General features: G+C 62.4%; 21 protein-coding genes. 7 read left to right on the forward strand and 14 right to left on the reverse strand.

The window, feature by feature from the left end; genetic code table 11:
• From D2V07_RS13040 to pgi, 8 genes are all read right to left on the reverse strand, one after another.
• On the reverse strand, positions 1–1,118 hold a 1,118-nt coding region (locus D2V07_RS13040), incomplete at its 3' end, for an acyl-CoA carboxylase subunit beta (RefSeq protein WP_147366976.1).
• A 114-nt stretch (positions 1,119–1,232) separates the two neighbouring features.
• On the reverse strand, positions 1,233–2,582 hold the full coding sequence (gene gorA / locus D2V07_RS13045; protein WP_119587461.1) for a glutathione-disulfide reductase: 1,350 nt from the start codon (positions 2,580–2,582) through the stop codon (positions 1,233–1,235).
• Between the two features lie 100 nt (positions 2,583–2,682).
• The gene (locus tag D2V07_RS13050; protein WP_119587462.1) at positions 2,683–3,699 is read right to left on the reverse strand and encodes a hypothetical protein; all 1,017 of its coding nucleotides are present in this window, start codon (positions 3,697–3,699) and stop codon (positions 2,683–2,685) included.
• A gap of 79 nt (positions 3,700–3,778) precedes the next feature.
• Positions 3,779–5,167 carry a DEAD/DEAH box helicase gene (locus D2V07_RS13055; RefSeq protein WP_119587463.1) on the reverse strand — a complete coding sequence of 463 codons (1,389 nt, stop codon included), beginning with the start codon at positions 5,165–5,167 and terminating at the stop codon, positions 3,779–3,781.
• 225 nt (positions 5,168–5,392) lie between these two features.
• On the reverse strand, positions 5,393–5,872 hold the full coding sequence (locus tag D2V07_RS13060) for a TspO/MBR family protein (protein ID WP_119587464.1): 480 nt from the start codon (positions 5,870–5,872) through the stop codon (positions 5,393–5,395).
• A gap of 52 nt (positions 5,873–5,924) precedes the next feature.
• Positions 5,925–6,971 carry a PAS domain-containing sensor histidine kinase gene (locus D2V07_RS13065; protein WP_119587465.1) on the reverse strand — a complete coding sequence of 349 codons (1,047 nt, stop codon included), beginning with the start codon at positions 6,969–6,971 and terminating at the stop codon, positions 5,925–5,927.
• A 166-nt stretch (positions 6,972–7,137) separates the two neighbouring features.
• The gene (locus D2V07_RS13070) at positions 7,138–7,812 is read right to left on the reverse strand and encodes an EF-hand domain-containing protein (RefSeq protein ID WP_119587466.1); all 675 of its coding nucleotides are present in this window, start codon (positions 7,810–7,812) and stop codon (positions 7,138–7,140) included.
• 88 nt (positions 7,813–7,900) lie between these two features.
• On the reverse strand, positions 7,901–9,409 hold the full coding sequence (pgi, locus tag D2V07_RS13075; RefSeq protein WP_119587467.1) for a glucose-6-phosphate isomerase: 1,509 nt from the start codon (positions 9,407–9,409) through the stop codon (positions 7,901–7,903).
• 253 nt (positions 9,410–9,662) lie between these two features.
• Here pgi and lepB point away from each other — a divergent pair, with 253 nt between their 5' ends.
• From lepB to D2V07_RS13095, 4 genes are read left to right on the forward strand one after another with little or no spacing between them, the layout of a single operon-like run.
• Entirely contained in the window at positions 9,663–10,463 is an 801-nt protein-coding gene (gene lepB / locus D2V07_RS13080; RefSeq protein WP_119587468.1) for a signal peptidase I, read from the forward strand.
• The gene (rnc, locus tag D2V07_RS13085) at positions 10,460–11,131 is read left to right on the forward strand and encodes a ribonuclease III (RefSeq protein ID WP_119587469.1); all 672 of its coding nucleotides are present in this window, start codon (positions 10,460–10,462) and stop codon (positions 11,129–11,131) included. The genes lepB and rnc overlap by 4 nt, the downstream gene beginning before the upstream one ends.
• Positions 11,128–12,030 (forward strand): GTPase Era, encoded by a 903-nt coding sequence (era, locus tag D2V07_RS13090; RefSeq protein WP_119587470.1) that lies wholly within the window; start codon positions 11,128–11,130, stop codon positions 12,028–12,030. The genes rnc and era overlap by 4 nt, the downstream gene beginning before the upstream one ends.
• The gene (locus D2V07_RS13095; protein ID WP_158586838.1) at positions 12,027–12,557 is read left to right on the forward strand and encodes a CbrC family protein; all 531 of its coding nucleotides are present in this window, start codon (positions 12,027–12,029) and stop codon (positions 12,555–12,557) included. Before era ends, D2V07_RS13095 begins: the two co-directional genes overlap by 4 nt.
• 8 nt (positions 12,558–12,565) lie before the next feature.
• Here D2V07_RS13095 and D2V07_RS13100 read toward each other — a convergent pair whose 3' ends face one another.
• The 6 genes from D2V07_RS13100 to plsY form a co-directional block, all read right to left on the reverse strand.
• Positions 12,566–13,978, reverse strand: a complete 1,413-nt coding sequence (locus tag D2V07_RS13100; protein WP_233548405.1) for an MFS transporter — start codon at positions 13,976–13,978, stop codon at positions 12,566–12,568.
• A gap of 56 nt (positions 13,979–14,034) precedes the next feature.
• Positions 14,035–14,217: a hypothetical protein gene (locus D2V07_RS13105; RefSeq protein WP_119587472.1), complete on the reverse strand. Its 183-nt coding sequence runs from the start codon at positions 14,215–14,217 to the stop codon at positions 14,035–14,037.
• Positions 14,217–16,826, reverse strand: a complete 2,610-nt coding sequence (topA, locus tag D2V07_RS13110) for a type I DNA topoisomerase (RefSeq protein WP_119587473.1) — start codon at positions 16,824–16,826, stop codon at positions 14,217–14,219. The genes D2V07_RS13105 and topA overlap by 1 nt, the downstream gene beginning before the upstream one ends.
• 87 nt (positions 16,827–16,913) lie before the next feature.
• The gene (locus D2V07_RS13115) at positions 16,914–17,285 is read right to left on the reverse strand and encodes a hypothetical protein (protein WP_119587474.1); all 372 of its coding nucleotides are present in this window, start codon (positions 17,283–17,285) and stop codon (positions 16,914–16,916) included.
• Positions 17,278–18,375 (reverse strand): DNA-processing protein DprA, encoded by a 1,098-nt coding sequence (gene dprA / locus D2V07_RS13120; protein WP_119587475.1) that lies wholly within the window; start codon positions 18,373–18,375, stop codon positions 17,278–17,280. The genes D2V07_RS13115 and dprA overlap by 8 nt, the downstream gene beginning before the upstream one ends.
• Positions 18,372–18,983, reverse strand: a complete 612-nt coding sequence (plsY, locus tag D2V07_RS13125) for a glycerol-3-phosphate 1-O-acyltransferase PlsY (RefSeq protein WP_119587476.1) — start codon at positions 18,981–18,983, stop codon at positions 18,372–18,374. Before plsY ends, dprA begins: the two co-directional genes overlap by 4 nt.
• A 141-nt stretch (positions 18,984–19,124) precedes the next feature.
• Here plsY and murI point away from each other — a divergent pair, with 141 nt between their 5' ends.
• From murI to D2V07_RS13140, 3 genes are all read left to right on the forward strand, one after another.
• On the forward strand, positions 19,125–19,919 hold the full coding sequence (gene murI, locus D2V07_RS13130) for a glutamate racemase (protein ID WP_407641602.1): 795 nt from the start codon (positions 19,125–19,127) through the stop codon (positions 19,917–19,919).
• Positions 19,920–20,025: 106 nt separating this feature from the next.
• The gene (gene hemA, locus D2V07_RS13135; protein WP_119587596.1) at positions 20,026–21,246 is read left to right on the forward strand and encodes a 5-aminolevulinate synthase; all 1,221 of its coding nucleotides are present in this window, start codon (positions 20,026–20,028) and stop codon (positions 21,244–21,246) included.
• A gap of 116 nt (positions 21,247–21,362) precedes the next feature.
• Positions 21,363–23,525: a putative bifunctional diguanylate cyclase/phosphodiesterase gene (locus D2V07_RS13140; RefSeq protein ID WP_119587478.1), complete on the forward strand. Its 2,163-nt coding sequence runs from the start codon at positions 21,363–21,365 to the stop codon at positions 23,523–23,525.
• Positions 23,526–23,580: the final 55 nt, after the last annotated feature.

Below are 23,580 nucleotides of genomic sequence, written 5' to 3' on the forward strand. Positions count from 1 at the left end.
TTGTGTTCCTGGCTCGTGCCGGGAAGGAAGCCGGGCACGTCCACGAAGGTGACGATCGGGATGCTGAACGCATCGCAGAAGCGCACGAAGCGCGCCGCCTTGCGGCTGGCGTCGATGTCGAGCACGCCGGCGAGCACCATCGGCTGGTTGGCGACGAAGCCCACGGGCTTGCCCTCGATCCGGCCAAAGCCTGTGATGATGTTCGCGCCGTGCTTTGGCTGGATCTCGAAGAAGTTGCCGTCGTCGACAACCTTACGGATCAGTTCGTGCATGTCGTAGGGCATGTTGGAACTGGCGGGGATCAGCGTGTCGAGGCTGTCCTCGCGCCGGTCCCACGGATCGTCGGTCGGCAGGTGCGGCAGCGGGTCGCGGTTGCTCTCCGGCACGAAGCCGATCAGTTCGCGCGCGGCCAGCAGCGCCTCGATATCGTTCTCGAGAGCAAGGTCGGCAACGCTCGTCTTGGTCGTGTGCACCACCGCGCCGCCGAGGTCTTCCTGCGTGACTTCCTCGTTGGTGACGGTCTTCACCACCTCGGGCCCGGTCACGAACATGTAGGAGCTGTCCTTCACCATGAAGATGAAGTCTGTCATGGCCGGTGAGTACACCGCCCCGCCCGCGCACGGCCCCATGATCAGGCTGAGCTGCGGGATGACGCCCGATGCCAGCACGTTCTTCTGGAACACCTCGGCATAGCCGCCAAGGCTGGCCACGCCTTCCTGGATGCGCGCCCCGCCGCTGTCATTGAGCCCGATCACCGGCGCGCCGACCTTCATGGCATTGTCCATCACCTTGCAGATCTTCTCCGCGTGACGCTTGCTGAGAGAGCCGCCGAACACGGTGAAATCCTGGCTGAAGACATAGACCAGCCGCCCGTTGATCGTGCCGCTGCCGGTCACGACACCGTCGCCCGGTATCTTCTGGTCCTGCATGCCGAAATCGACGCAGTCGTGCTCGACGTAGGTGTCGAGTTCCTCGAAGCTGCCTTCGTCCAGCAGCACGTCCAGCCGCTCGCGCGCGGTCAGCTTTCCCTTCGCATGCTGCGCATCGATACGCTTCTGGCCACCACCCATCCGGGCGGCTTCACGGCGACGTTCCATCTCGGCTATATTGGCGGACAAATCGGCTCTCCTAAACTTTGGAAAAGCCGTTGCACGGGAAAGGGTTTCGGTCAAACCCCTCCCCCCGGCCACGACCCCGACCCCGACCCCGACCTCCGCCTTCCGTCATCACGCCTAGCGCATCAGCACAAGTTCTTCGGCCATGGTCGGGTGAATCGCTGTTGTCGCGTCGAAATCGGCCTTCGTCAGCCCGGCCTTTACCGCGATGGCGGCGGCCTGCATCATCTCCGGCGCATCGGGAGCGATCATGTGTATGCCCACGATCCGACCGTTCTCTCCGTCGCAGATCATCTTGATCAGGCTGCGCTCGTTACGACCGGCCAGCACGTTTTTCATCGGGCGAAAATCGCTGAGATAAACCTTCACGCTGCCCAGCTTGTTCTTCGCCTCCCCCTCGGTCATGCCGACGGCGGCGATGGGCGGGTGGCTGAAGACCGCACTGGGAATGCAGCTGTGGTCAACCGCCACCGGGTCGCCCTTGCCGAAAACACTGTCGGCGAAGGCCTGCCCTTCGCGGATCGCGATGGGGGTCAGTTGCACGCGGTCGGTCACATCGCCCACGGCATAGATGTGATCGACATTGGTCTTGCTAAAACGGTCGACCTTGATCTCGCCGATCTCGCCCAGTTCGACGCCCGCCGCGTCGAGGCCCAGATCCTTCGTGTTCGGCACGCGTCCCACGGCGAACATCACCAGGTCGGCCCTCTCCTCGTCGGAATCGGAAAGCTTCACGAAATAGCCGCCCTCGTCACACGGCTTGATGTATTCGAACGTGGTGTTGAAGCGGAACTTGATCCCCTTCATCGTCGAGATCTGCAGCAACCGGTCACGAACGCCCTCATCATAGGAGCGCAGAAGGCGGTCGCCGCGATTGACGACGTGAACGTCGCAGCCGAATTCGTTGAAAATGCCTGCAAACTCGTTGGCGATATAGCCGCCGCCCGCGATGAGGATTTTCTTCGGCAATTCGTCCAGGTGAAACGCCTCGTTCGAACTGATGGCATGTTCCGCGCCCTGGCACTCCGGCATGCGCGGGTGCGCGCCGGTGGCGATCAGAATGTAGCGCGCGGTGTGCTTCGTACCGTCCGCCAGCGTGACCTCATGCGGGCCGGTGATCGTGGCGCGCTGCTTGAAAATCGCGACATCGTGGTTTTCCAGCGTGTCCGTATACGCACCTTCGAGCCGGTCGACATCGGCCAGCACGTTGTCGCGCAGCACCTTCCAGTCGAATTTCTTGCCCTCGATCTCCCAGCCGAATTTCTGGCAGTCTTCCAGATCCTCCGCAAAATGCGCGCCGTAGACGAGCATCTTCTTGGGCACGCAGCCACGAATGACGCAGGTGCCACCCACGCGGTGTTCCTCCGCAATCGCCACTTTCGCGCCGTGTGCCGCCGAAACGCGGCTGGCGCGCACCCCGCCGGAGCCTGCACCGATGGTGAAGAGGTCGTAGTCGTATTCGGACATTGGCGGGGAAAACTCCTGCTGGTGGCAATTCTGGTACGGTCCATGACCATACGTTCGCCAACGGGCAAGGGTTTCAAATCACCTGCCAGACTGACGCCGGTCAGCTTTCCAGGAACAGCGCGTGATCGCGCAGCATCTGCCACACCCGCCCATCGTGCAGCGCGACAACAGACTCCGCCTGTATTCCGCCGACGGATTTCAGGACCCGGCTGATGCTTTCCTTGTGATGACCTGCGCCCACGGGAATGGAAAGCAAAGCATCGGGCGACTGCGTAAGCCGCTCGTCGAACAGCAAGGCGGTATCCAGTGCGTTGAAATCGAAGCCGAGAAACACCAGGCGCCGCGCGTTTGCCAACCCGCCGTAGAGCGCGGCGCGCATGTGCCGGTCGGCGAGGAATTCGGAAGCTGTGCGAATACCCTCAGCCTGTTTGAGCAGGTTTTTCAGTTCCACCTCGCCCCAACCCGCGACGGCTTCGTCGCCAGCCTGCCAGGCGAGCTTCCCTGCCCGGCCATAGGGATGGACAACGCGCAGCTTCTCCGCGCAGATGGCCTGGGCCTCCGTCAGGCTCATTCCGAAGCCGAGATGCAGCGCCCAAGGCATATAGTGCTCGATAGAGCGATCGGCGTTGAAATTGACGATGTGCAGGTGTTCGAAGCATTGTTCGGCCTTGGCCCGCGTAACGCCGTCCACCACCATCCGGCTGAGTTCGTAAAGCCAGTTCTCGGTACCGCGCAGCGGCATGTCGCCGGGATCGCGCGGCTCTGCGCCCATCGGGGAATGCTCTTCGGCGCGCAGCGTGTAGTAGGCCAGAGCCAGCTTTCCGGCGGCCAGCACGTGCTTGTCTTCGCCGTGCTGCTGCAACAGTGCGTGCATCGAACTGGAAAGGCGGGAGCCTGCGCGAATGCGCATGGCGGCATCGCGCAGTTCCGCGTTCTTCCCCTTCACCTTGCTGAAAAGCGTATCGAAATCCTGCATCTCGCGCGATTGCAGTTCGGTACCCAGGCGCTGGAAATCGTAGCCTTGCGCAATGCGGTTGAGCATCTCTCGCTGGCCGAGCAGTTCTATTTCGACCGCGGCGCCTGCGCCCACGACAATTGCGGTCTTCGTTCTTATCATCGTCAGCCTAACCCATTGCGCGCTCTGGAACGAAACCGTCCTAGAGCGCGCATGGTTAAGAATAGGCTATCTCGGGCAATCAGCTCTGCGAAGAGCCCTGCGAGCGACCACGACCGCCGCCGCGACGCTGCCCGCCGCCCTGCTTGGGGCCACCACGATGGCGGTTCGGGCCGCCACGGTTCCCGCCGCTGCGGCCACGGGGCTTGTCGCTGCGCTTGCCCATGCGTTCGGCAGAGGCACCGCGCGGCTTCGGGTTCACCCGCTGGCGCTGCTGCTTGGGAGCAGGCTTGGTCGGGCCGACACCTTCCACCACGGCACGGAAATTGTCCGGCAGGGGCAGACGTTCGAACGAAGCATCGGTCTGCTTGTTGATGTCCTTCAGGTAAGCACGTTCGTCCTCGGCACAGAAGGCGATGGCCACCCCGTCGGCACCCGCACGCGCGGTACGGCCGATACGGTGGACGTATTGCTCCGGCACGTTCGGCAGCTCGTAGTTGATCACGTGGCTGACGCCCGGAATGTCGATACCGCGCGCGGCAACGTCGGTCGCGATCAAAATCGGAACTTTGGCCGACTTGAACTCGCTCAACGCGCGTTCGCGCTGGGGCTGGCTCTTGTTGCCGTGGATGGCGTTGGAGGGAATATTGACCTGCGAAAGCTTCTTCACGAGGCGATCAGCACCGTGCTTGGTGCGGGTGAAGATCAACACGCGCTCGAACTTGCCGGGCACTTCGTGCTTTTCCGACAGGATCAGCTCTAGCAGCGCCTGCTTCTCGTCCTGCTGCACCATGAAGAGGTACTGGTCGATCCGCTCTGCCGTGCTGGCTGCCGGAGTGACCGAGACCTGCGCAGGGTTCTTGCAGTAGCCGGAAACCAGTTCCTTGATCTGCTTGGGCATCGTGGCGCTGAAGAAAAGCGTCTGACGCTCTGCCGGGGCGAGTTCACGAATGCGGCGCAGCGCATGGATGAAGCCGAGGTCGAGCATCTGGTCAGCTTCGTCGAGCACGAGGATTTCCAGCCCATCGAGGTTGAAGGCCTTCTGGTCGATCAGGTCGAGCAGGCGGCCCGGCGTTGCAACCAGGATATCACAGCCGCGGTGCAGCTTGTTGCGATCCTTGTTCACCGAGGTGCCGCCGACGATGGAGTGGACCTTGAGGCCCGCAAGCGCGCCATAGTCCTTGGCGCTCTGGGCGATCTGGCCTGCCAGTTCGCGCGTCGGCGCGAGGACCAGCATGCGGCAGGACTTGAACGGGATCTGGTTGTCGGCCTTGCGCAGGTTATCGATGCTGGGAAGCATGAAAGCAGCGGTCTTGCCCGTACCCGTTTGCGCAATGCCGAGGAGGTCCCGGCCTTCCAGCACGGGCGGGATGGCCTGCGCCTGGATGGGAGTGGGTGTCTTGTAGCCCTGCATGTCGAGGGCCTGCATCACAGGCTGCGACAGCCCGAGATCGGAAAACTGGATAGTCATTATAGGTGTTTAACTCGCATAATAATGCGACTGGCACGCAGCCGAAAGGGCGCGCGCCATCGCGGGGTTTGAAAACCACCCGCGTGAAAAGGGAAGTCTTGGGGAAAGGACCGAAGGGCTGCCGGGGGGAACATGTCTCGTTCACCGCTTCACGCTGGCGCGCGCTTCGATTGGGGGCATGTGGTGCGTTGCAGCACCAATGTCAAAGGAAATCGCTGCGAAAGATTAATGCGCTGGCGTGAAAGGCCTGTTCAACTGGACGATCTTCCAGTTCAGGATCGCCGCGAAGCTGACCCAGACGAGGTAGGGCACGATCAGCCAACTCGCCAGCTCGTCCCATTGGCGCAGGAACACCGTTAGCGAGAGGACCGAAAGCCAAAGGAACGGCACCTCTATCAAGGCCCAGTCAGGGCGCTTTACCGTGAAGAACAGCGGCGACCAAAGGAAGTGGAACACGCCGTTGACGACGTAGAGACCGATCAGGAAGGATGTCTCCCCGGCCGCTTCTGCCGCAGGCCAGCAGCGCACGAACGCCCATGCGGCAAGGCCCAGGATCACGGTCCACGCGGGCCCGAAAAGCCAGTCGGGCGGCTGCCAGCTGGGTTTGCGCAAATTTCGGTACCATTCCCCGATCTTGGTCAGCAGTCCGCCGCCCAGGCCCAGGATGACCGCCCAGGCAACGGCGAAGATGATGGGGAATGTCATCGCCCGGTTCTACACGGCATTTGCGCAACCTCCAACTGGCGAACTGTCGTGCTCATCCGGGGATAGTCATGGTGAAACGCGTCTCGCCATTTTCGGAAGCCACGTCGATCTCTCCTCCGTGCGCGCTGACGATCTGGGAGACGATATACAGCCCCAGCCCGAGTCCCTGCTTGCTTTCATCGGGGGTGCCCCGGAAGAACGGCTGGAACAGGTTTGCACGGCCCTGTTCGGAAATCTGGCCACCGGCATTGCGCACCGCGATGACGAAATGCTCCGGCTGGGTTCGATACTCGACCGTTACCGGACGGGACATGTCGCCATGGGTCACCGCGTTGGCCAGCAGGTTGGACAGGGATTGCTGTATCCGCGGCGCATCGCAGCGCACCACGCGATCGGCATCGCTGATGAAATTGACCTCGGCGGTGGGCTTGCCGATGGCAATCTCCTCGCAGACCTGTTGCAGCAAGGCGCCCATGTCGTCCTGCACCGCCATGTCCAGTCCGATGCCGTCACCCAGCCGGACGCGGGCGAAATCCATCATGTTGCTGATCAACTCGTCCATCCGCGTCACGCTGCGGCGCATCTGCTCCAGCACCGGCACAAGGTCTTCCTGCGAACTGCGCCGTTGGATGATGGAGATGCCGGAATCGAGCCCGGCGAGCGGGTTGCGAAGATCGTGACCCAGCACGGCGAGAAACTGCTCGCGCAGCTCCGCTTCCTCGCCCTGCTGTTCTACCAGGGCCGATCGCTCGAAATCGCGGGTGATGTCGCGGGCGGAACAAAAATACCTGCCTTCCGCTTCGGGCACAGCCACCCATGACAGCCGGTGATAGGTTTCGTCCTTGGCGCGATAACGGTTCTCGAAACCGAGCACCGGCTCCCCGCTCGTAAGCCGCGCAAAGGCAGCCTCAGAACTGTACACATCGTCCGGGTGCAGAAAGGCGCTGAACGGTTTGCCGATCATCTCTTCCAACGACCAGCCCAGCGTATCCTCCCACGCCGGATTTACATGCGCGAAGGTGCCATCGGCATGAAAATAGCACAGCATGTCCGGCGATACATGCCAGGTGCGTGTGGAAAGCTGGTCGAGTTGGTCCATCGTGCCCGAGGAATCCTGTGCTTCATGCTAAAGCGATCATGCTTAGACATTTCCGGCCGAATAGCCAAATGCCTGCCAACAATCGCAAAAGAACAGTATATATTGGCCGACAGCAAGAAGGCTGTCGGCCAATCATCATGCGTCAAAAGTTCGCGTTATTCACCGGTCAGGCGGTGCGACCGGAGTTGCGTGCATCCTGAAATTCTTCCTGCGAGAGATAGCTGTCGCCATCGTCATCGAAGTAGAAGAATGTCTGCCCGGCCTCGTTGATCTGATCCTGCGTCAGATGCGGGGCGAGCGCATCGTTGGGCTCGGGCGGATTGGGATTGGTCGGCAGCGCCCAGATAGCGTATTCGGCCACGGACAGCTGGCCGTCACCGTTACGGTCGAGGTAGCTGAAGGTCATCTGGCTGCGTGTGGGCATGGAATTGCCTTGGCTGGAACCGGAAGAACCGGCCATCGCATCGCCACCGTCCATGGAAGTTCCACCAGACATGGTATCACCCTCGGACATGCTGTCGCTTTCCATCGATTCCGAACCGGACATCGAACCCGAGGTTGCATTGCCGTCCATCGAACTATCGGACATCGCGCCTGAATCCCTGCCGGACTGCATGGATGCCATGTTGGCATCGTATTCGTCGCTAACCGCCTGGCGGTCCATCGCGTCGTAATTGGCCTGCTGGTCTTCGCTCAGTTCACCGCCCACGGGATAGGCTTCGTCCTCGTCCACGATTTCATCGATATCGTCGACCGGCGTGTTCTCTACGTCTTCGGAATTGCATGCCGCAAGGCCGAGCGCGGCTGCGGAAACCATGGTGGTCATCAGGAGCTTTTTCATAGGTTCTTCCTTCCACTTGTTACGTACCCGCAACGCGTGATCGGACTAACCTTTCCGAAAAAGTCCCTACTTTCCCGTTGGATCGCGGCTAATCCAGGCCAGCAACTTTCAGCAGCGCCTCGGTGCTGGCGTCGAATTTCTCTCCGCCTTTTTCGATCTTCTTGGCGATTTCCTTGCCCAGTTCCACCCCGAACTGGTCGAAGGGATTGATGTCCAGCATCACTGCCGACGCGAACACCCGGTGTTCGTGGAAGGCGACGAGCGCGCCAAACGTGGCGGCATCCAGATCATCGCACAGGATCGTGGCGGAGGGACGGTTGCCCGGATAATTGCGGTGCGGATCGTCCGATGCGCGGCCGCTCATCAGCGCGGCCCCTTGCGCGAAGCAGTTCATCAGCAGGATGTGATGATGCGCTGCGTCCAGCAAGTCGCCCGGTTCGATGCTGGCGATGAAGTCTATCGGCACGAGGTGAGTGCCCTGGTGCAGCAACTGGAAAACCGCGTGCTGGGCATCGGTGCCCACCCCGCCCCAGGTGATCGGCGCGGTCGGTCCGCTCGGCTCGCCGTCTACTGTCACGCTCTTGCCGTTCGATTCCATCTCCAGTTGCTGAAGATAGTCCGGCAGCAGGCGCAGGCGTTCGTCATAGGCGAACACGGCGCGGGTCTGGCAGCCGCGCAGGCGAAGGTAGAAAAGGTCGGAGAAGGCCGCGCGCAGTGGCAGGTTGTCGCGTCCATCGGTATCGCGGAAATGCCGGTCCATCGCGGCAGCCCCGGCCAGCATGGCCTGGAAATTGTCCCAGCCGATGGAAATTGCGATGGGAAAGCCGATGGAGGACCACAGCGAGTATCGCCCGCCCACGCTTTCGGCAAACGGCAGGATGCGCGTTTCGTCCACGCCCCATTCCACCGCCCGCTCGGGGTAGGCGGTAAGCGCGATGACCCGGCCTGTGGGATCGTCCACGCCGTTGTCGGCCAGCCATTTCAGCGCCGAGTGCGCGTTGGTCATCGTCTCGATGGTGGTGAAGGTCTTGGATGCAACGGCCAGCAGCGTGGTCTGCGGGTCGCACATGGCAAAGGCTTCTTCCAGCGCGACGCCGTCGATGTTGGAAACGACATGGACGTCCACCTTCGGATCGTCGCGGCCCAGTGCATCGACGGCCAGCGCCGGTCCCAGTGCACTGCCACCAATGCCGACGTGGATCAGATGCTTCACCTCGCCCATCGCGCCATCGTGAATGGCCTCCACCAGCAGCTTCATCCGTTCGCGCAGAGCCTCGGCCTCTTCCACGCTGGCGTCCTCGCCGACGCCGCGAAGGGCGGAATGTTCTGCCGCGCGGTTTTCGGTGGGATTCACCACCTCGCCGCCGAACATGCGGTCGCGCATCTCGTTGAAGTTCGATGCCTTCGCCAAGGCCTCGAACTCGCCGAGCAGCTCATCGGTCAGGTGGGTCTTCGACCAGTCGAAGCGGACGCCGACCTCGCCCAGTTCGATGCGGGTGGAAAGCTTGTCCACCCGGCCAGGGTCTTCGGCAAAAAGCTCTTCCAGCGTAGGATCGGGATGCAGCGCCAGGGCTTTCCAGGCTTCGTCGCGGGTCATGCTCTCGGGGCGTGTCACTGGGTGCGATTCCTTTCCTACCGATTTAGCCCATCGCTAGGCCACTGGGTCATGAATGAAAACCGCCAATCTGGGGGAATTTGTGCAATTGCGAAAGGGTGTGTGACGCCTCCGGGACTTTCGCCTCTGAACAGTGTTCCAGGTGTTCCACATTCCACGACGCCGGTCGACGACAAGCGCCCTTTTGCAAGCAGGTGCTTGACGCGGGAGCGCTCTCGCAACAAGACCGCCGCCGATGACTGAAAACGTAACTCCGCGCGAAGTGGTGGAGCCCGAAGCGGCCAAGCCCGAGGAAAAGGAAGACTGGAAAAGCTTCGGCTGGTTCCTGGTCAAGCTGGTGATCGTGGTGCTGGTATTCCGCACCTTCGTGTTCACCAGCTTCAACATCCCGTCCGAAAGCATGATGCCGCGCCTGCTGGTGGGCGATTACCTGTTCGCCGCCAAGTGGCCCTATGGCTACTCGCGCTATTCGCTGCCGTTCGACGTGGACGTGGGCGACGGCCGCGTGTTCGCCAGCCTGCCCGAGCACGGCGATGTGGCGATCTTCAAGCATCCCATCGACCATACCGACTATATCAAGCGGGTTATCGGCCTGCCGGGCGACACCGTGCAGATGGTCGATGGCCAACTGGTGCTCAACGGAAATCCCGTGCCGAAGGAACGGGTCGAGGATTTCGTGGTGGATCTTCCTGCCGGGGAACGCTGCTATTCCGGTCGCTTCGCCTTCCGCGCCGAAGACGGCACGCCCGCCTGCCGCTACCCCCAGTTCCGCGAAACCCTGCCGAACGGCGTCAGCTACAACGTGCTCGATCTGGGCGTGGTCGCGGTGGATAATACAGCGCCAGTCATCGTGCCCGAAGACCACGTCTTCATGATGGGCGACAACCGCGACAACTCGCAGGACAGCCGCCGCGCATCGGTTTCCGGCGGTTGGGTGGGCCTCGTGCCGACCGAAAACCTCGTTGCCGAAGCCAGCTTCATGTACTGGTCGTGGGGCAATGGCGTACGCTGGGGCCGGATCTTCGAAGGCATATGAGCACGCTGGAGCCTGAAACCCGGGCATGGCTGGAAGGCCACGGCTTCTCCGTGCGGAAAGAGGAACTATGGCACGAGGCGCTCACCCACGGCAGCACCGGCGAAACAAAGGATTATGACCGGCTGGAATTCCTAGGCGACCGGGTCCTGGGCCTAACCATCGCTGACTGGCTGTATGACCACTCGAACAGTGCCGAGGGCAAGCTGGCACAGCGCCTGAATGCCCTTGTCAGCAAGCGGGCCTGCGCCAACCGGGCCCGCGCGATCGGCACCAGCGACCATGTGCGGATGGGCAAGCAGGCCAGGGAAGACGGCGCGCAGGACAGCGACAACGTGCTGGGCGACATCATGGAATCGCTGATCGGCGCGAACTTCCTGGAGGCCGGATTCGATGCAACGCGGGACCTTATCCGCGACCTGTGGCGCGAGGTGTTCGACGGCGAGACAGGACGCCGCAAGCATCCCAAGAGCGCGCTGCAGGAATGGGCCGCGGGCAACCAGCGCCGCCCGCCGGAATATTCGGTCACGGGCACGTCGGGCCCCGACCACGCCCGGCGCTTCACCGTCCAGGTGAGCGTGCACAAGGTCGGCGCCGTGGAAGCCACCGCCGGCGGCAAGCGCGAGGCCGAAACAGAAGCCGCAAGGCTCTTCATGGAGAAATACGGATGAGCCAAGGGGAACAGAAATGCGGCCTGGTGGCCGTGATCGGCGCACCCAACGCGGGCAAGTCCACGCTGGTAAACCAGCTTGTGGGCCAGAAGGTCGCCATTACCAGCGCCAAGGCGCAGACCACCCGCGCACGTCTGCTGGGCATTGCCCTGCACGGCGATGTGCAGATGATCCTGGTCGACACGCCCGGCATTTTCGAGCCCAAGCGCAGGCTTGACCGCGCCATGGTAAGTGCCGCGTGGGAGGGCGCGGTGGAAGCCGATGCCGTGCTGCTGGTGGTCGACCCGGTCAAGCAGCGTCGCCATGAACTGATGCCGCTGGTCGAACAGTTGAAGGACCGCAAGGAGCGTAAGATTCTGGTACTCAACAAGGTGGACGTCTCGAAGAAGGAGCCCTTGCTGGAACTGGCGCAGGAACTGACGCAGCTCGCCGATTTCAGCGAGGTCTATTTCGTGTCCGCCCTCACCGGCGACGGGGTGCCCGAACTGAAGGATACGCTGGCAGGCCTGATGCCCGAAGGGCCGTGGCACTACCCGGAGGACCAGGTCTCCGACGCCAGCGAGCGCCTCCTTGCCGCTGAAGTGACGCGCGAGCAGCTTTATCAGCAACTGCACGAAGAACTGCCCTACGACGCCGCCGTGCGTCCCGAAAGCTATACCCAGCGTCCCGATGGCAGCGTGGAGGTGCGCCAGCAGATCGTCATCGCTCGCGACAGCCAGAAACCGATCGTGCTGGGCAAGCAGGGCAACCGCATCAAGGCCATCGGCGAGGCGGCTCGCAAGGAACTGAGCGCAATGCTGGGCGTGAAAGTCCACCTCTTCCTCCATGTGAAAGTGGACGAGAAGTGGGCGGAGAACCGCGAGGTTTACGAAGAGATCGGGCTCGACTGGGTCAAGTGAGGCTGTTCGGGAGAAAGCTAAGGCGGAAGGAAGAAAAGCCCCATTTCCGCTTTTACCCCGGCGCCTACGCAGAGGGAGGTCCGCTTGTTGCCTCTGCGAAGCCTTGCGATTGCTGCGGCCAGCCTTGTGTATGGGAATACACCGGCAACATTTATGCCAGCACCGATGCCACCGTCTGTGCAGGATGCATCGCGGCTGGTTATCTCGGGCAGATTTTCAAGGATGGCTATTCGCTCGACGATATCGAGCTGGAAACAGAGGTTGGCCAAGCGCTTTCCAGCGAGCTTTTCGAACGCACCCCGGGCGTAGCCTGTTTCGACCCGTTCGAATGGCCTGTGGCGGACGACGCACCGATGGCTTTCATCGGCTATGGCGCGGATTTTGAAAAGGATTCCGAGGCGGTTCGGGCTACCACGTCTGCCTTTTCCAAGTTGGGTTGGGACGACCAGACCGGGCCCAGCGATTATGCCCTGCTATTCCGCCCCTTGGGCGGTGGCCCGATGCGTGCGGTGATCGATCTCGACTGAAAAGGCCGTTACCTGTTCGCCGGATTGTCCCGCTGCGAAAAGCGCACCATGCTTGCCAGCGCGGCCACCACGGCCAGCGCGCAGCTTACGTAAAGCGGGGCCGGACCGGTGCCCAGGCCTGCGGCAAGCAGGATGCCGATCGCGACCGCGCCCATCGTCTGGCCGAAGAGGCGCGACGTCGATAGCAGGCCACCCGCAGCAGCCGCACGGTCTCGCGGGGCGCGGCCGATCAACAGGCGCGAATTCGGGCTGAAGAACAGGCCGAATCCCACGGCAGTTAGGCTGAGGCGCCATGCAATGTTCCATGCTCCGGGCTGGTCGGGCATGGTCGCCAGCAGCAGCAGGCCGACGATCGCAATCGCCATGCCGGTAACCCCCAGCTTGGTAGGCGCCACCTTGTCAGAGGCAATTCCCGCAATTGGCGAGACCACCAGCATGGTGAGCGGGAACGGCAGCAAAAGCAGGCCGACCATCTGCGGTTCGTAGCCCATCGCGTTCTCGAACCGGAATGGCAGGCCCAGCATCAGGGCCCCGGCAGAAACGAAGCTGGCAAACCCGGCCAGCGCGGAAAGGCCGATCACCGGTTTCGCCAGCAGGTCTACCGGGAACACGGGTGCCTCGCGGCGCCGCTCCCGCTGGATCAGGGCCAGCAGCGCGACGACGCCCAGTGCGAAGGCGGCGATGCCCCAGCCCAGTGCGTCGTGCGTGCCCAGCTGGATACCACCGACCAGCAGCAGCATCGTGAGCGCGCTCAGCACACCGCTGCGCCATTTGGAGGGTTGATCGCGCGGCTCGGGTTCCGGCAGCGCGCGGCCCAGCAGAAGCGAGATAACCGCCATCGGGGCCGCGGCCACGAATACCGTCTGCCAGGGCAGGTTGCCGACGATGTAGCCGCCTACTGTGGGTGCCAGCGCGGCAGAACTGGCCACGATCACGCTGTTGATCCCCATGCCGGTGCCCAGCCTGCTGGCCGGATAGATCTGTCGCAACATGGCCGCAGACACGCTCAGCGCCATGGCGGCGCCGATCGCCTGAAGGGCGCGCAGCAGCAGCAACACGGTAAAGCTGTCGACGAAGAAGCAGGCAGCAGACGCCACCATGAAGACGCCCTGCCCGGCTTGGTATAGGGTTCGATGGCCCAGCCTGTCACCAAGGGAAGAGAACGGCAGCAGCAGCATCACCAGCACGAGCTGGTAGATGGTCACCACATTGGTCACGGCGGCTTCGCCCACGTTCAGGTCGCGGGCGATGGTGGGAAGCGCGACATTCGCGATATTGCTGTCGATCACCAGCAGCGATGTGCCGAAACTGATGGCCGCAATCGCCCACAGGCGGCGGGGCTTTGGCAGACCGGCATGGTCGTCCGGAATTGTCTCGACACGCGGGTTATCGGTAAAGGTGCCGTGCTGCTGCATCGCCATGATGTGCGATCGACATGCAGATTGTGCAAGTGCAGCATTTGCCCGAACGGGCAGTCTCAGCGTTTCTTGGCGATCGCGATCTTGTTTTTCTTGGCGAAATCTCGCGTAGATTCCTCGCTACGGCCAAGGGATTTGGCAATCTGCTTCAGCCCCTGCCCCTTGCCGGCGAGGAGTTTCAGCTTGCCCGCTTCCTCGCCGTTCCAGGGCTGCTTGTGCCGTTCGAATTGCTCCTTCGCCATCAGCTTTCCTCCGCGGCCTTGGCCGGAGCCTTCTTCTTAGCCGGAGCCTTCTTCTTGGCCGGAGCCTTCTTGGCCGGAGCCTTCTTCTTCGCAGCGGTCTTCTTAGCAGATGCTTTCTTCGCAGGAGCCTTGCGCTTCTTCTTCGCCGGACCCTTTGCCGCCTTGGCAGCAATCAGTTCGAGAGCCTGCTCCAGCGTCAGCGCGTCCTTGTCCGTATCCTTGGGGATGGTCGCGTTGGTGGTGCCGTCGGTAACGTAGGCGCCATAGCGGCCGTCCATCAGCTTTATCTCGTCCCCGGCGTCGTTCTTGCCAAAGACCTTCAGCGGTTCGCGGCTGCCACGCCCGCCACCCTTGCGGTTGGCCGACTGCGCCAGCAGGTCGACGGCGCGGTTCATGCCGATCTCGAAAATCTCGGCGGTGTTCTGCAATTTGCCGTAGGTGCCTTCGTGGCGAACTGCCGGGCCATAGCGCCACAGACCCGCCTCGATATCCTTGCCGGTATCGGGATGCTGGCCGATTACGCGCGGCAGGGCGAGCAGCTTCAGCGCCCATTCCAGGTCGAAATCGTCGATGTCCTTGGGGATCGAGGCCCGCTTGGCATCCTTGCCTTCGCCCAGCTGAACATATGGGCCGAACCGACCGGTGCGGCGTTCCACCGGTAGCCCGGTTTCGGGGTCTTCGCCCATCGCGCCATCGTTGCTGCCATCCTCGCCGCCCGGCTGGCCGAACTTGCGACGGAAGCTGCATTCCGGATAGTTCACGCAGCCGATGAATGCACCGTAGCGGCCCCCGCGAAGGTGCAGTTCACCCCCTTCGCGGCCTTGCTCGGCACACAGCGGGCACCAGCGCGGGTTATGGCCGTCCTCACGCTCAGGGAAGAGGAAATCTTCAAGGAAGGTATCCAGCACCTCGGTTACTTCCGAAGGCTGGCGTTCCATCACTTCGTCGCTCTTCGGCTTGAAGTCGCGCCAGAAATTCTCGAGCAGCGTCTTGTACTGAGAGCGGCCGCCGGAAACCTCGTCCAGCTCGTCTTCCATCTCCGCCGTAAAATCGTAGGCCACGTAGCGAGGGAAGAACCGTTCCAGAAACGCTGTCAGAAGCCTGCCCGAATCCTCTGCGAAGAAACGGTTTTTCTCCATGCGAACGTAATCGCGGTCGCGCAGTGTCTGGATCGTGGAGGCATATGTGGATGGTCGCCCAATGCCCAGCTCCTCCAGTCGCTTCACAAGGCTCGCTTCGCTGAAACGCGGGGGTGGCTGTGTGAAATGCTGCGTAGCCTCGACTGCCTTCTTCGCCGGGCTGTCGCCTTTGCGCAGCACGGGCAACAGGTTGTCATCGTCCTCTTCCGACTTCTCGTCAAAACTTTCAGAATAGACTGCCAGGAAGCCGGGAAATTTCACCACTTGGCCGGTGGCGCGAAGCTCGTGCGCGCCGGTCGCTTCGCGCATTGTAATGCTGGTGCGTTCAAGCTGAGCGGTTGCCATCTGGCTGGCCATCGCGCGCTTGAAAATGAGGTCATACAGCTTGGCCTCATCACCCGAACCTGCGCGATCCTTGCTGAAATTGGTGGGTCGGATGGCCTCGTGCGCTTCCTGCGCGTTCTTCGCCTTGGTGGAATAGAAGCGCGGCTTTTCCGGGCGGTACTCGTCCGAAAACCGCTCCGCAATCGCGTCGCGGCAAGCCATGATCGCGCTCATGTCCATCTGGACGCCGTCGGTACGCATGTAGGTGATCGCGCCCGCTTCGTAGAGGTTCTGCGCGCACCGCATCGTATGACTGGCGGAAAAGCCCAGCTTGCGCGCCGCTTCCTGTTGCAGTGTGGAAGTGGTGAACGGCGGCGCGGGGTTGCGCTTCACCGGCTTGGTCTCGACCTCCTCGACCTTGAAATTGCCGTTCTCGACGGCGGCCTTGGCAGCATCGGCGGTGCCTTTGTCGCCGATCGAAAGGCGCTCCAGCTTCTTGCCGTCGTAGCGGACGAGGCGCGCGTCGAAAGCGGTGCCGTCTTCTTCCATCTTGGCGACGACGGACCAGTATTCGTCCGCCCTGAACACCTCGATCTCGCGCTCCCGCTCACAGATCAGGCGCAGCGCAACGGACTGCACGCGGCCCGCTGACTTCGCACCCGGCAACTTGCGCCAGAGCACGGGGGAAAGCGTAAAGCCGAACAGGTAATCCAGCGCGCGGCGGCCGAGGTAAGCGTCGATCAGGTCCTGGTCGAGCTCGCGCGGCTTCTTCATCGCCTCGGTCACGGCGGACTTGGTGATGGCGTTGAAGGTCACGCGCTCCACGTTGGTGGGCAGCGCCTTGCGCTTCTTCAGCAGGTCCATCACGTGCCAGCTGATCGCCTCGCCTTCGCGGTCAGGGTCGGTCGCGAGGATCAGTCGGTCCGCGTTCTTGGCGGCATCGGCAATCGCCTTTACCTGCGCACGGTTGCGCTGATCAGCATAGACTTCCCAGTCCATCGCGAAGTCTTCCTCGGGACGCACGGAGCCATCCTTCGGCGGCAGGTCGCGCACGTGGCCGTAGGAAGCGAGGACCTTGAAGTCCTTGCCGAGGTATTTCTCGATGGTTTTCGCCTTCGCGGGCGACTCAACGATGACAAGCTGCATTGTAAATTCTTTATCCTGATGTCTGGCACGAAACGGCGAGCCTTACGTGTACGTACGCGCGAAGGTGGTGGCGCTATGCCGGATTCGTCAAGCGACCTTTCGCATCTTCAGCCACGCTGCTGCGAACAGAATGGCGAACAACAGATCCACCGCGCCGCCCAGTGCCATGTCATCCGCCGCCTGGCCCTGCGACCAGAAGGCGAGCGCGGGAACGCCGAAGCTGACTTTCTCGAACACTGTCAGCGGCAGGAACGCGGCGTAGCGCAGCGGGTCTCGCGCGATGACGAGGAACACACCCTGGAACACCAGCGCGATCCCGGCGAAGGCAAAATACAGCAACCGATGCGGATCGGGCGCATCGGTAAAGTAGAGGGCGGGCACGGCAAGGAAGCCGTAGATCGCAGCGATGATGTAGACCCGGCGGGCGAACGTGACAGACGGGTGCGGTTTCTCAGGCAAGGCTTACTCTCCCCCCGGCATGGCGTTCCAGCCGCCCGGCAATCTCCAGTTCCAGCAGCGCCATCTGCACAGCGCCCGGCGTGGTGCCGGTTTGGCGGACAAGTTCATCCACCGCGACAGGGGCGCTGGAAAGGATGGCGGCAATATCGTCGGCCGGCAGATCCTCGTCTGCATCGGTGAAAGCGTAGTCGTATCCGGTCTCGCGAACACTGGAACGCGGTTGGCCATCGAAGCCGGACAGCAGTTCCACCACGTCCTGCGGGGACTGTACCAGCACAGCGCCCTCGCGGATGAGCTGGTTGCAGCCGTGGGACCGGGCATCGGCAGGGTGGCCGGGGATGGCCATGACTTCGCGGCCCGCCTCGCCCGCCAGCCGTGCGGTGATGAGCGAGCCGGACTTCGGCGCGGCCTCCACCACCAGCGTGCCAACCGCGAGGCCTGCAATAATGCGGTTGCGCTTTGGAAATTGCTGGCCGCGCGGCTCCGTGCCGGGCGGTTCCTCTGCGATCAGCAGCGCCTCGCTGGCGATCTGCTCCTGCAATTTCGCATGCTGCGGGGGGTAGGCAATGTCGATGCCGCTGGCGATCACGCCAATTGTGTGCGGAAATGCCCCCTCGTGGCTGGCCCCGTCGATGCCCTTGGCAAGGCCCGAGACGACCACGAACCCTTCCGCTGCCAATTCCCGCGCAAAGTCTCGCGCCAGCTTCACCGCCGCGGCAGAGGCGTTGCGTGCGCCGACCATCGCGACACAGGGGCGCGACGCCAGCGAAAGATCGCCGCGCATGGTGACGATTGGCGGTGCACCGTCCAGCGCTGCCAGATTGGCTGGATAGTCCGGCTGGTCATGGAACAGGTAACGCGCGCCTGCCTTGCGTGCGGCTTGCACTTCTTTTTCGATCCTGTCGCGCGGGGCGGCTTTGTAGTTACGCTTCGCACCGCGAGCGGCGAGGTCCGGCAAAGCCTCCACAGCATCGCGCGCGTTGCCGAAGCGTTTCAGCAACTGGGCATAGCTGACCGGACCGATATTGGCCGAGCGCAGCAAGCGGATACGGGCAAATGCCTCGTCCTGGGTCAGCGAGGGCGCAGTCACGACTTGCTGCCGACCTTCGGCTCCTCTCCGCGCATCAGGCGGCCGATGTTGGCGCGGTGCAGCCAGACGATCAGCACGGCGACAATAACCAGGACCGGGACGAAGTGCACATAGCCCAAGAGCCCGGCCGCCAATGCAGCAGCCACGACCGCACTCATCCCGGCGACAGAAGAGATGCGGAATATCGCCAGCGTCGCGATCCACACCGCGGCATAGGCCAGACCGATGGGCCACCCCAGGCCGAAACTGACGCCTGCGTTCGTGGCAACCCCCTTGCCTCCCTTAAAGCCGAGCCAAACTGGGAAGCAATGGCCCAGCACCGCGCCCAGGGCTGCAAGGGGCACCGCGCCCCACGCGGCTTCCGGCATGGCAGCGGGCTGATCGAACAGCGCCCTAGCCAGCAGTACCGGCACCAGTCCCTTGGCAAGGTCCAGCAGCAAGGTTGCGGCTGCCAGCTTCTTGGAGCCCGTCCGCAGCACATTGGTTGCGCCGATGTTGCCGCTGCCGATCGAACGGATATCCCCCTTTCCGCCCGCCTTGGCCAGCAACAGGCCGAAGGGGATGGAGCCGAAGGCATATCCCAGCAGTAATCCCAGACTCTGGTCCATCAATGCCCCATAACCGTTCGCCCCATGCTTGTCGAAGGGCTGCCTTTTCCTCTAGTTGGGCGCGTAAGTGAAGTACCGCGCCGCGACAAGCATGTCCTGAGCTTGTGAATGGATCCAGCCCGAACGGAGTTTGTCTTGGACGTGCAACCTGCCTCCCCCATCCTGCTGTTCGATTCCGGTTTTGGCGGCTTGACGGTCCTTGCCGAACTGCAAAAACAGTTGCCCCACGCTCCGGTGATCTATGCCGCCGACCTTGCCGGAATACCCTACGGCCCGAAGACGGAAGCCGAAGTCGCCGCGCGCGTCGCCGGCCTACTGGGGCGCCTTGCCGAAAGGTTCCACCCGCGCCTGATCTGCATTGCCTGCAACACCGCCAGCACCATCGCGCTGGGCATGGTTCGCGATGTGCTGGAAACGCCCATCGTCGGCACAGTGCCCGCTATCAAGCCTGCTGCCGCGATGACGCAGACCGGCACCATCGGCCTGCTGGGTACGGCGGCCACGATCCGCCAGGCCTATGTCGACAATCTCGAGGCGGAATTCGCCCAGGGCAAGCTGCTGCTGCGCCATGCCGCGCCCGAACTGGTAGAAGCGGCGGAACTGAAACTGCGCGGCGGAACGCCCGACCCCGCCATCTTCACCCGCGCAGCTGAAGGGCTGCGCGGTCAGCCCGGCGGGGACGCTACCGACACCGTGGTACTTGCCTGCACGCACTTCCCGCTGGTGCAGGACGAACTGGCCGCCGCATTCGAAAACAAAGTGCACTTTATTGATGGAGCGCAAGGAATCGCCCGTCGCATCGCCTACCTGACGCAGGGCCAGTCATTCGACCGGCAGGACGATAACTTTGCGATTGTGACGGGTAATGAACAAGATAGCGCGCCTCTTCTCGGCGGTCTCAGACGGTACGGAATCGGGAGAATTCAGCCACTTTAATGCGAATCGGTCGCAAACTTCGTGCTTCAAAATCCAGTCGGGATTGACTAAATCCGCCCCCAGAGACGGCCGCGATTCCAACAGCGGTGCAGCTTGGACAGGTACGCTGAACTATAACCAGATCTTCGACCAGGCCATCGACCGCCTGCATTCCGAGGGGCGTTACCGCGTCTTTATCGACATCCTGCGCAATAAGGGTGCCTTCCCCAACGCGCGCTGTTTTGCCGGACACAACGGCCCGAAGCCGATCACGGTGTGGTGCTCCAACGACTACCTCGCCATGGGTCAGCATCCCAAGGTTGTCGCCGCCATGGAAGAGGCGCTGCACGATGTCGGCGCGGGTTCGGGCGGCACGCGCAACATCGGTGGCAACACCCACTATCACATCCAGCTGGAGCAGGAACTTGCTGACCTGCACGGCAAGGAAGCCGCGCTGCTGTTCACCAGCGGATACGTGTCCAACGATGCGACGCTGTCCACGCTGGCCAAGCTGCTGCCGGACTGCATCATTTTCTCCGATGAATTGAACCACGCCAGCATGATCGCCGGCATTCGCAACTCTGGCTGCGAGAAGCGTGTTTTCCGCCACAACGATGTCGAGCATCTGGAACAGCTGCTAGCCGCGGAAAATCCCGAGACGCCCAAATTGATCGCGTTCGAGAGCGTCTATTCGATGGATGGCGACGTGGCACCGATCCATGCGATCTGCGACCTGGCCGAGAAATACAACGCCCTCACCTATATCGACGAAGTCCACGCCGTGGGCATGTACGGAGAGCGTGGCGGCGGCATTTCGGAGCGGGACAATGCCGCGCACCGCATTGACCTGATCGAGGGCACGCTGGGCAAGGCATTCGGCGTGATGGGTGGCTATGTCGCTGCCAGCAAGCGAGTAATCGATTGCATCCGCTCTTATGCGCCCGGCTTCATCTTCACCACTTCGCTCAGCCCCGTTCTGGTCGCTGGCGTGCTCGCCTCCGTCCGCCATCTGAAGCAAAGCAGCGTGGAGCGCGAAGGCCAGCAGGCTGCCGCAGCCATGCTGAAGGAAAAGCTGCGGGCAAAGGGCCTCCCGGTGATGGATTCCACCACTCACATCGTACCGCTGATGGTGGGCGATCCGGTGCGCGCCAAGAAGATCAGCGATATCCTGCTGGCGGAATACGGCGTCTACGTACAGCCGATCAACTTCCCCACAGTGCCGCGCGGCACGGAGCGCCTGCGCTTCACCCCCGGCCCTGCCCACTCCGCCGCGATGATGGACGAACTGGCCGATGCGCTGTTGGAAATCTGGGACCGGCTGGACCTGGAACTGCGCGAAGCGGCTTGATCGCCTGCCCGTCTGCGGGCGCGAACGCGGCATGAATTAGGGCCATATTTACCATTGCACGCCAAAGCTGATGCGAGGCCGGACTATCGGCCCTGCATGATGCGTGATGGAGTGAGATGGCGGTTACGAGCCTCCTTAAGGGTTTTGCCGGAGGACGGGAGAAAGGCAGCGAAGCCCTGCGCCGAGAGGTGCTGGACGACTTCGAACAGGCCGGCATCGGCTGGATCTGGGCCAGCGATGCAGACGGTCGCCTGATCTACCTTTCCGACAAGGCCATCGAGTGCTTGGGCCGCGATGCGCGCGATCTGCTGGGGCAGCCGCTCGTTGCGCTGTTCGAGATCGACCGCGACAACCCCGAAGAAAAGTCCGATCGCCCGCTGAACTTCCAGCTTTCGGCTCACAACAGGCTCTCGGACCTCGTGGTGCGCTTCACCGGAAATAGCGAGAAACCACGATGGTGGGCCCTCTCCGGCCATCCGAAAGTGGGCCCGGACGGCTCTTTCCAGGGTTATCGTGGCAGCGCCAAGGACATCACCGTTGCCTTTCAGCGCAAGCTGGAAGATTCGCGCATGGCCGAATACGATGCGCTGACCGGCCTCGCCAACCGTCATCGCATGGATCGTCGGCTGGATTCCACGCTCGGTGCGTACAGGACTGCCAAGCGCGCCTGTGCGCTGATGCTGCTCGATCTCGACAAGTTCAAATACGTCAACGACACCATGGGCCATCCAGCTGGCGACGACCTGCTCCGCCAGGTCGGCGACCGCCTGCGGGCCGTCATCGCCAACCGCGGCGAAATCGGTCGCCTGGGCGGTGACGAATTCCAGGTCATCCTCCCCGACATGGACGATCGCGGCGATCTGGGGGAACTCGCCGACAAGATCATCCAGATGCTCTCGTCACCATATCAGGTGGATGGAAAGCGGGCGATCATCGGTTGCTCCGTCGGCATTTCCATTGCGCCCTACGACGGGCTGGAGCGCGACGAACTCACCCGCTCCGCCGACCTCGCGCTTTACGCCGCGAAGAATGGCGGGCGCGGCATGTACCGCTTCTATTCGGCGGAACTGAAGGACGTCGAGCAGGAACGCCAGATCATGCTGGACGACCTGCGGGAGGCGCTGGAGAATGACCAGCTGAAGCTGCATTACCAGCCCGTAGTTCGCACCAAGGACAACGCTATCGTCGGTTTCGAGGCATTGATGCGGTGGGAACATCCCGAAAAGGGCAATATTCCGCCGATGCACTTCATTCCTGTCGCCGAAGATTCGGACATGATCAACCGCATTGGCGAATGGGCCATCCGCCGCGCCTGCGAAGATGCGATGCAATGGCCGGAAGCTGTGCGTGTTGCGGTGAATGTTTCTGCCAAGCAGTTCGCCAACAAGGGCTTTGTAACGGTCGTCACGCAGGCGCTGGCCGAAACCGGTATCGATCCAGACCGCCTGGAGCTTGAACTCACAGAAACCGTCTTCGTGGGCGATCTGGAGACCACCGAAAAGACCTTTAACGCGCTGAAGCAGCTTGGCGTCCGCCTGGCGCTCGATGATTTCGGTACAGGCTATTCGTCGCTCAGCTACCTGCGCTCTGCTCCCTTCGACAAGCTGAAGGTCGACAAGAGCTTCGTCGATAGCTGCACCCAGAAAGACCAGAACAGCGCCAAGATCATCTCCGCCATCATCGGTCTTTCGGATGCGCTGGGCATGGATGTTACGGTGGAAGGTGTCGAGGCGTTCGACCAGTTCGACCTCGTGACGATGAAGGGTGCGAAATACATTCAGGGGTGGATCTATTCCAAGGCGCGCCCGCAGGAAGAAATCCTCCAGGAAATCGCCAGCGGCGGATACAAGATTGAGCCCAGTGGCCCCGATACCTATCGCCCGGAACGCCGCAGCGTGTTCCGCCGCATAGGTGTGATCCACGAAGACCATCGCTACGAGGCGGTGATGCGCGACCTGAGCAAGACCGGCAGCCGTATCGAAGGCTTGGTCGGCGTGCCCGTGGGCTCGGGGCTGGTGCTGGACCTTGGCGGCGGACAACTCGTCGTATGCAAGGTACGCCGCAGCCAGGATGCGACGATCGGCGTAGAGTTCGAGACACCGCTGATCAGCGACGGATCCGGCGGCCTGTGCACCCGGCACCGCGTATCGCCCTACGTGCTGGCTGCTGCCGGGATGCCGCTTACATCCCTGCCCCCGGGCAACTATCCCAATTCGATGCTGGGCGACGGCCCCAGAAGCCAGCCGCAATTCATGCAGGTAACCGTGCAGCGAGGCTGATCGGTTCGCGCCGGGATTACACCGTCGTTTGAAAAGAGAAAATCGATGGTGAGCC

The sequence above is a fragment of the Aurantiacibacter zhengii genome (assembly GCF_003584125.1).
Classification (GTDB): domain Bacteria; phylum Pseudomonadota; class Alphaproteobacteria; order Sphingomonadales; family Sphingomonadaceae; genus Alteraurantiacibacter; species Alteraurantiacibacter zhengii.

Coding starts and splice junctions, on each gene's coding strand:
- gorA (WP_119587461.1), bottom strand. CDS start 2,582: ATGTCCGAATACGACTACGACCTCTTCACCATCGGTGCAGGCTCCGGC.
- D2V07_RS13050 (WP_119587462.1), bottom strand. CDS start 3,699: ATGATAAGAACGAAGACCGCAATTGTCGTGGGCGCAGGCGCCGCGGTC.
- D2V07_RS13055 (WP_119587463.1), bottom strand. CDS start 5,167: ATGACTATCCAGTTTTCCGATCTCGGGCTGTCGCAGCCTGTGATGCAG.
- D2V07_RS13060 (WP_119587464.1), bottom strand. CDS start 5,872: ATGACATTCCCCATCATCTTCGCCGTTGCCTGGGCGGTCATCCTGGGC.
- D2V07_RS13065 (WP_119587465.1), bottom strand. CDS start 6,971: ATGGACCAACTCGACCAGCTTTCCACACGCACCTGGCATGTATCGCCG.
- D2V07_RS13070 (WP_119587466.1), bottom strand. CDS start 7,812: ATGAAAAAGCTCCTGATGACCACCATGGTTTCCGCAGCCGCGCTCGGC.
- pgi (WP_119587467.1), bottom strand. CDS start 9,409: ATGACCCGCGACGAAGCCTGGAAAGCCCTGGCGCTGCATCCCGATCCT.
- lepB (WP_119587468.1), top strand. CDS start 9,663: ATGACTGAAAACGTAACTCCGCGCGAAGTGGTGGAGCCCGAAGCGGCC.
- rnc (WP_119587469.1), top strand. CDS start 10,460: ATGAGCACGCTGGAGCCTGAAACCCGGGCATGGCTGGAAGGCCACGGC.
- era (WP_119587470.1), top strand. CDS start 11,128: ATGAGCCAAGGGGAACAGAAATGCGGCCTGGTGGCCGTGATCGGCGCA.
- D2V07_RS13100 (WP_233548405.1), bottom strand. CDS start 13,978: ATGGCGATGCAGCAGCACGGCACCTTTACCGATAACCCGCGTGTCGAG.
- D2V07_RS13105 (WP_119587472.1), bottom strand. CDS start 14,217: ATGGCGAAGGAGCAATTCGAACGGCACAAGCAGCCCTGGAACGGCGAG.
- topA (WP_119587473.1), bottom strand. CDS start 16,826: ATGCAGCTTGTCATCGTTGAGTCGCCCGCGAAGGCGAAAACCATCGAG.
- plsY (WP_119587476.1), bottom strand. CDS start 18,983: ATGGACCAGAGTCTGGGATTACTGCTGGGATATGCCTTCGGCTCCATC.
- D2V07_RS13140 (WP_119587478.1), top strand. CDS start 21,363: ATGGCGGTTACGAGCCTCCTTAAGGGTTTTGCCGGAGGACGGGAGAAA.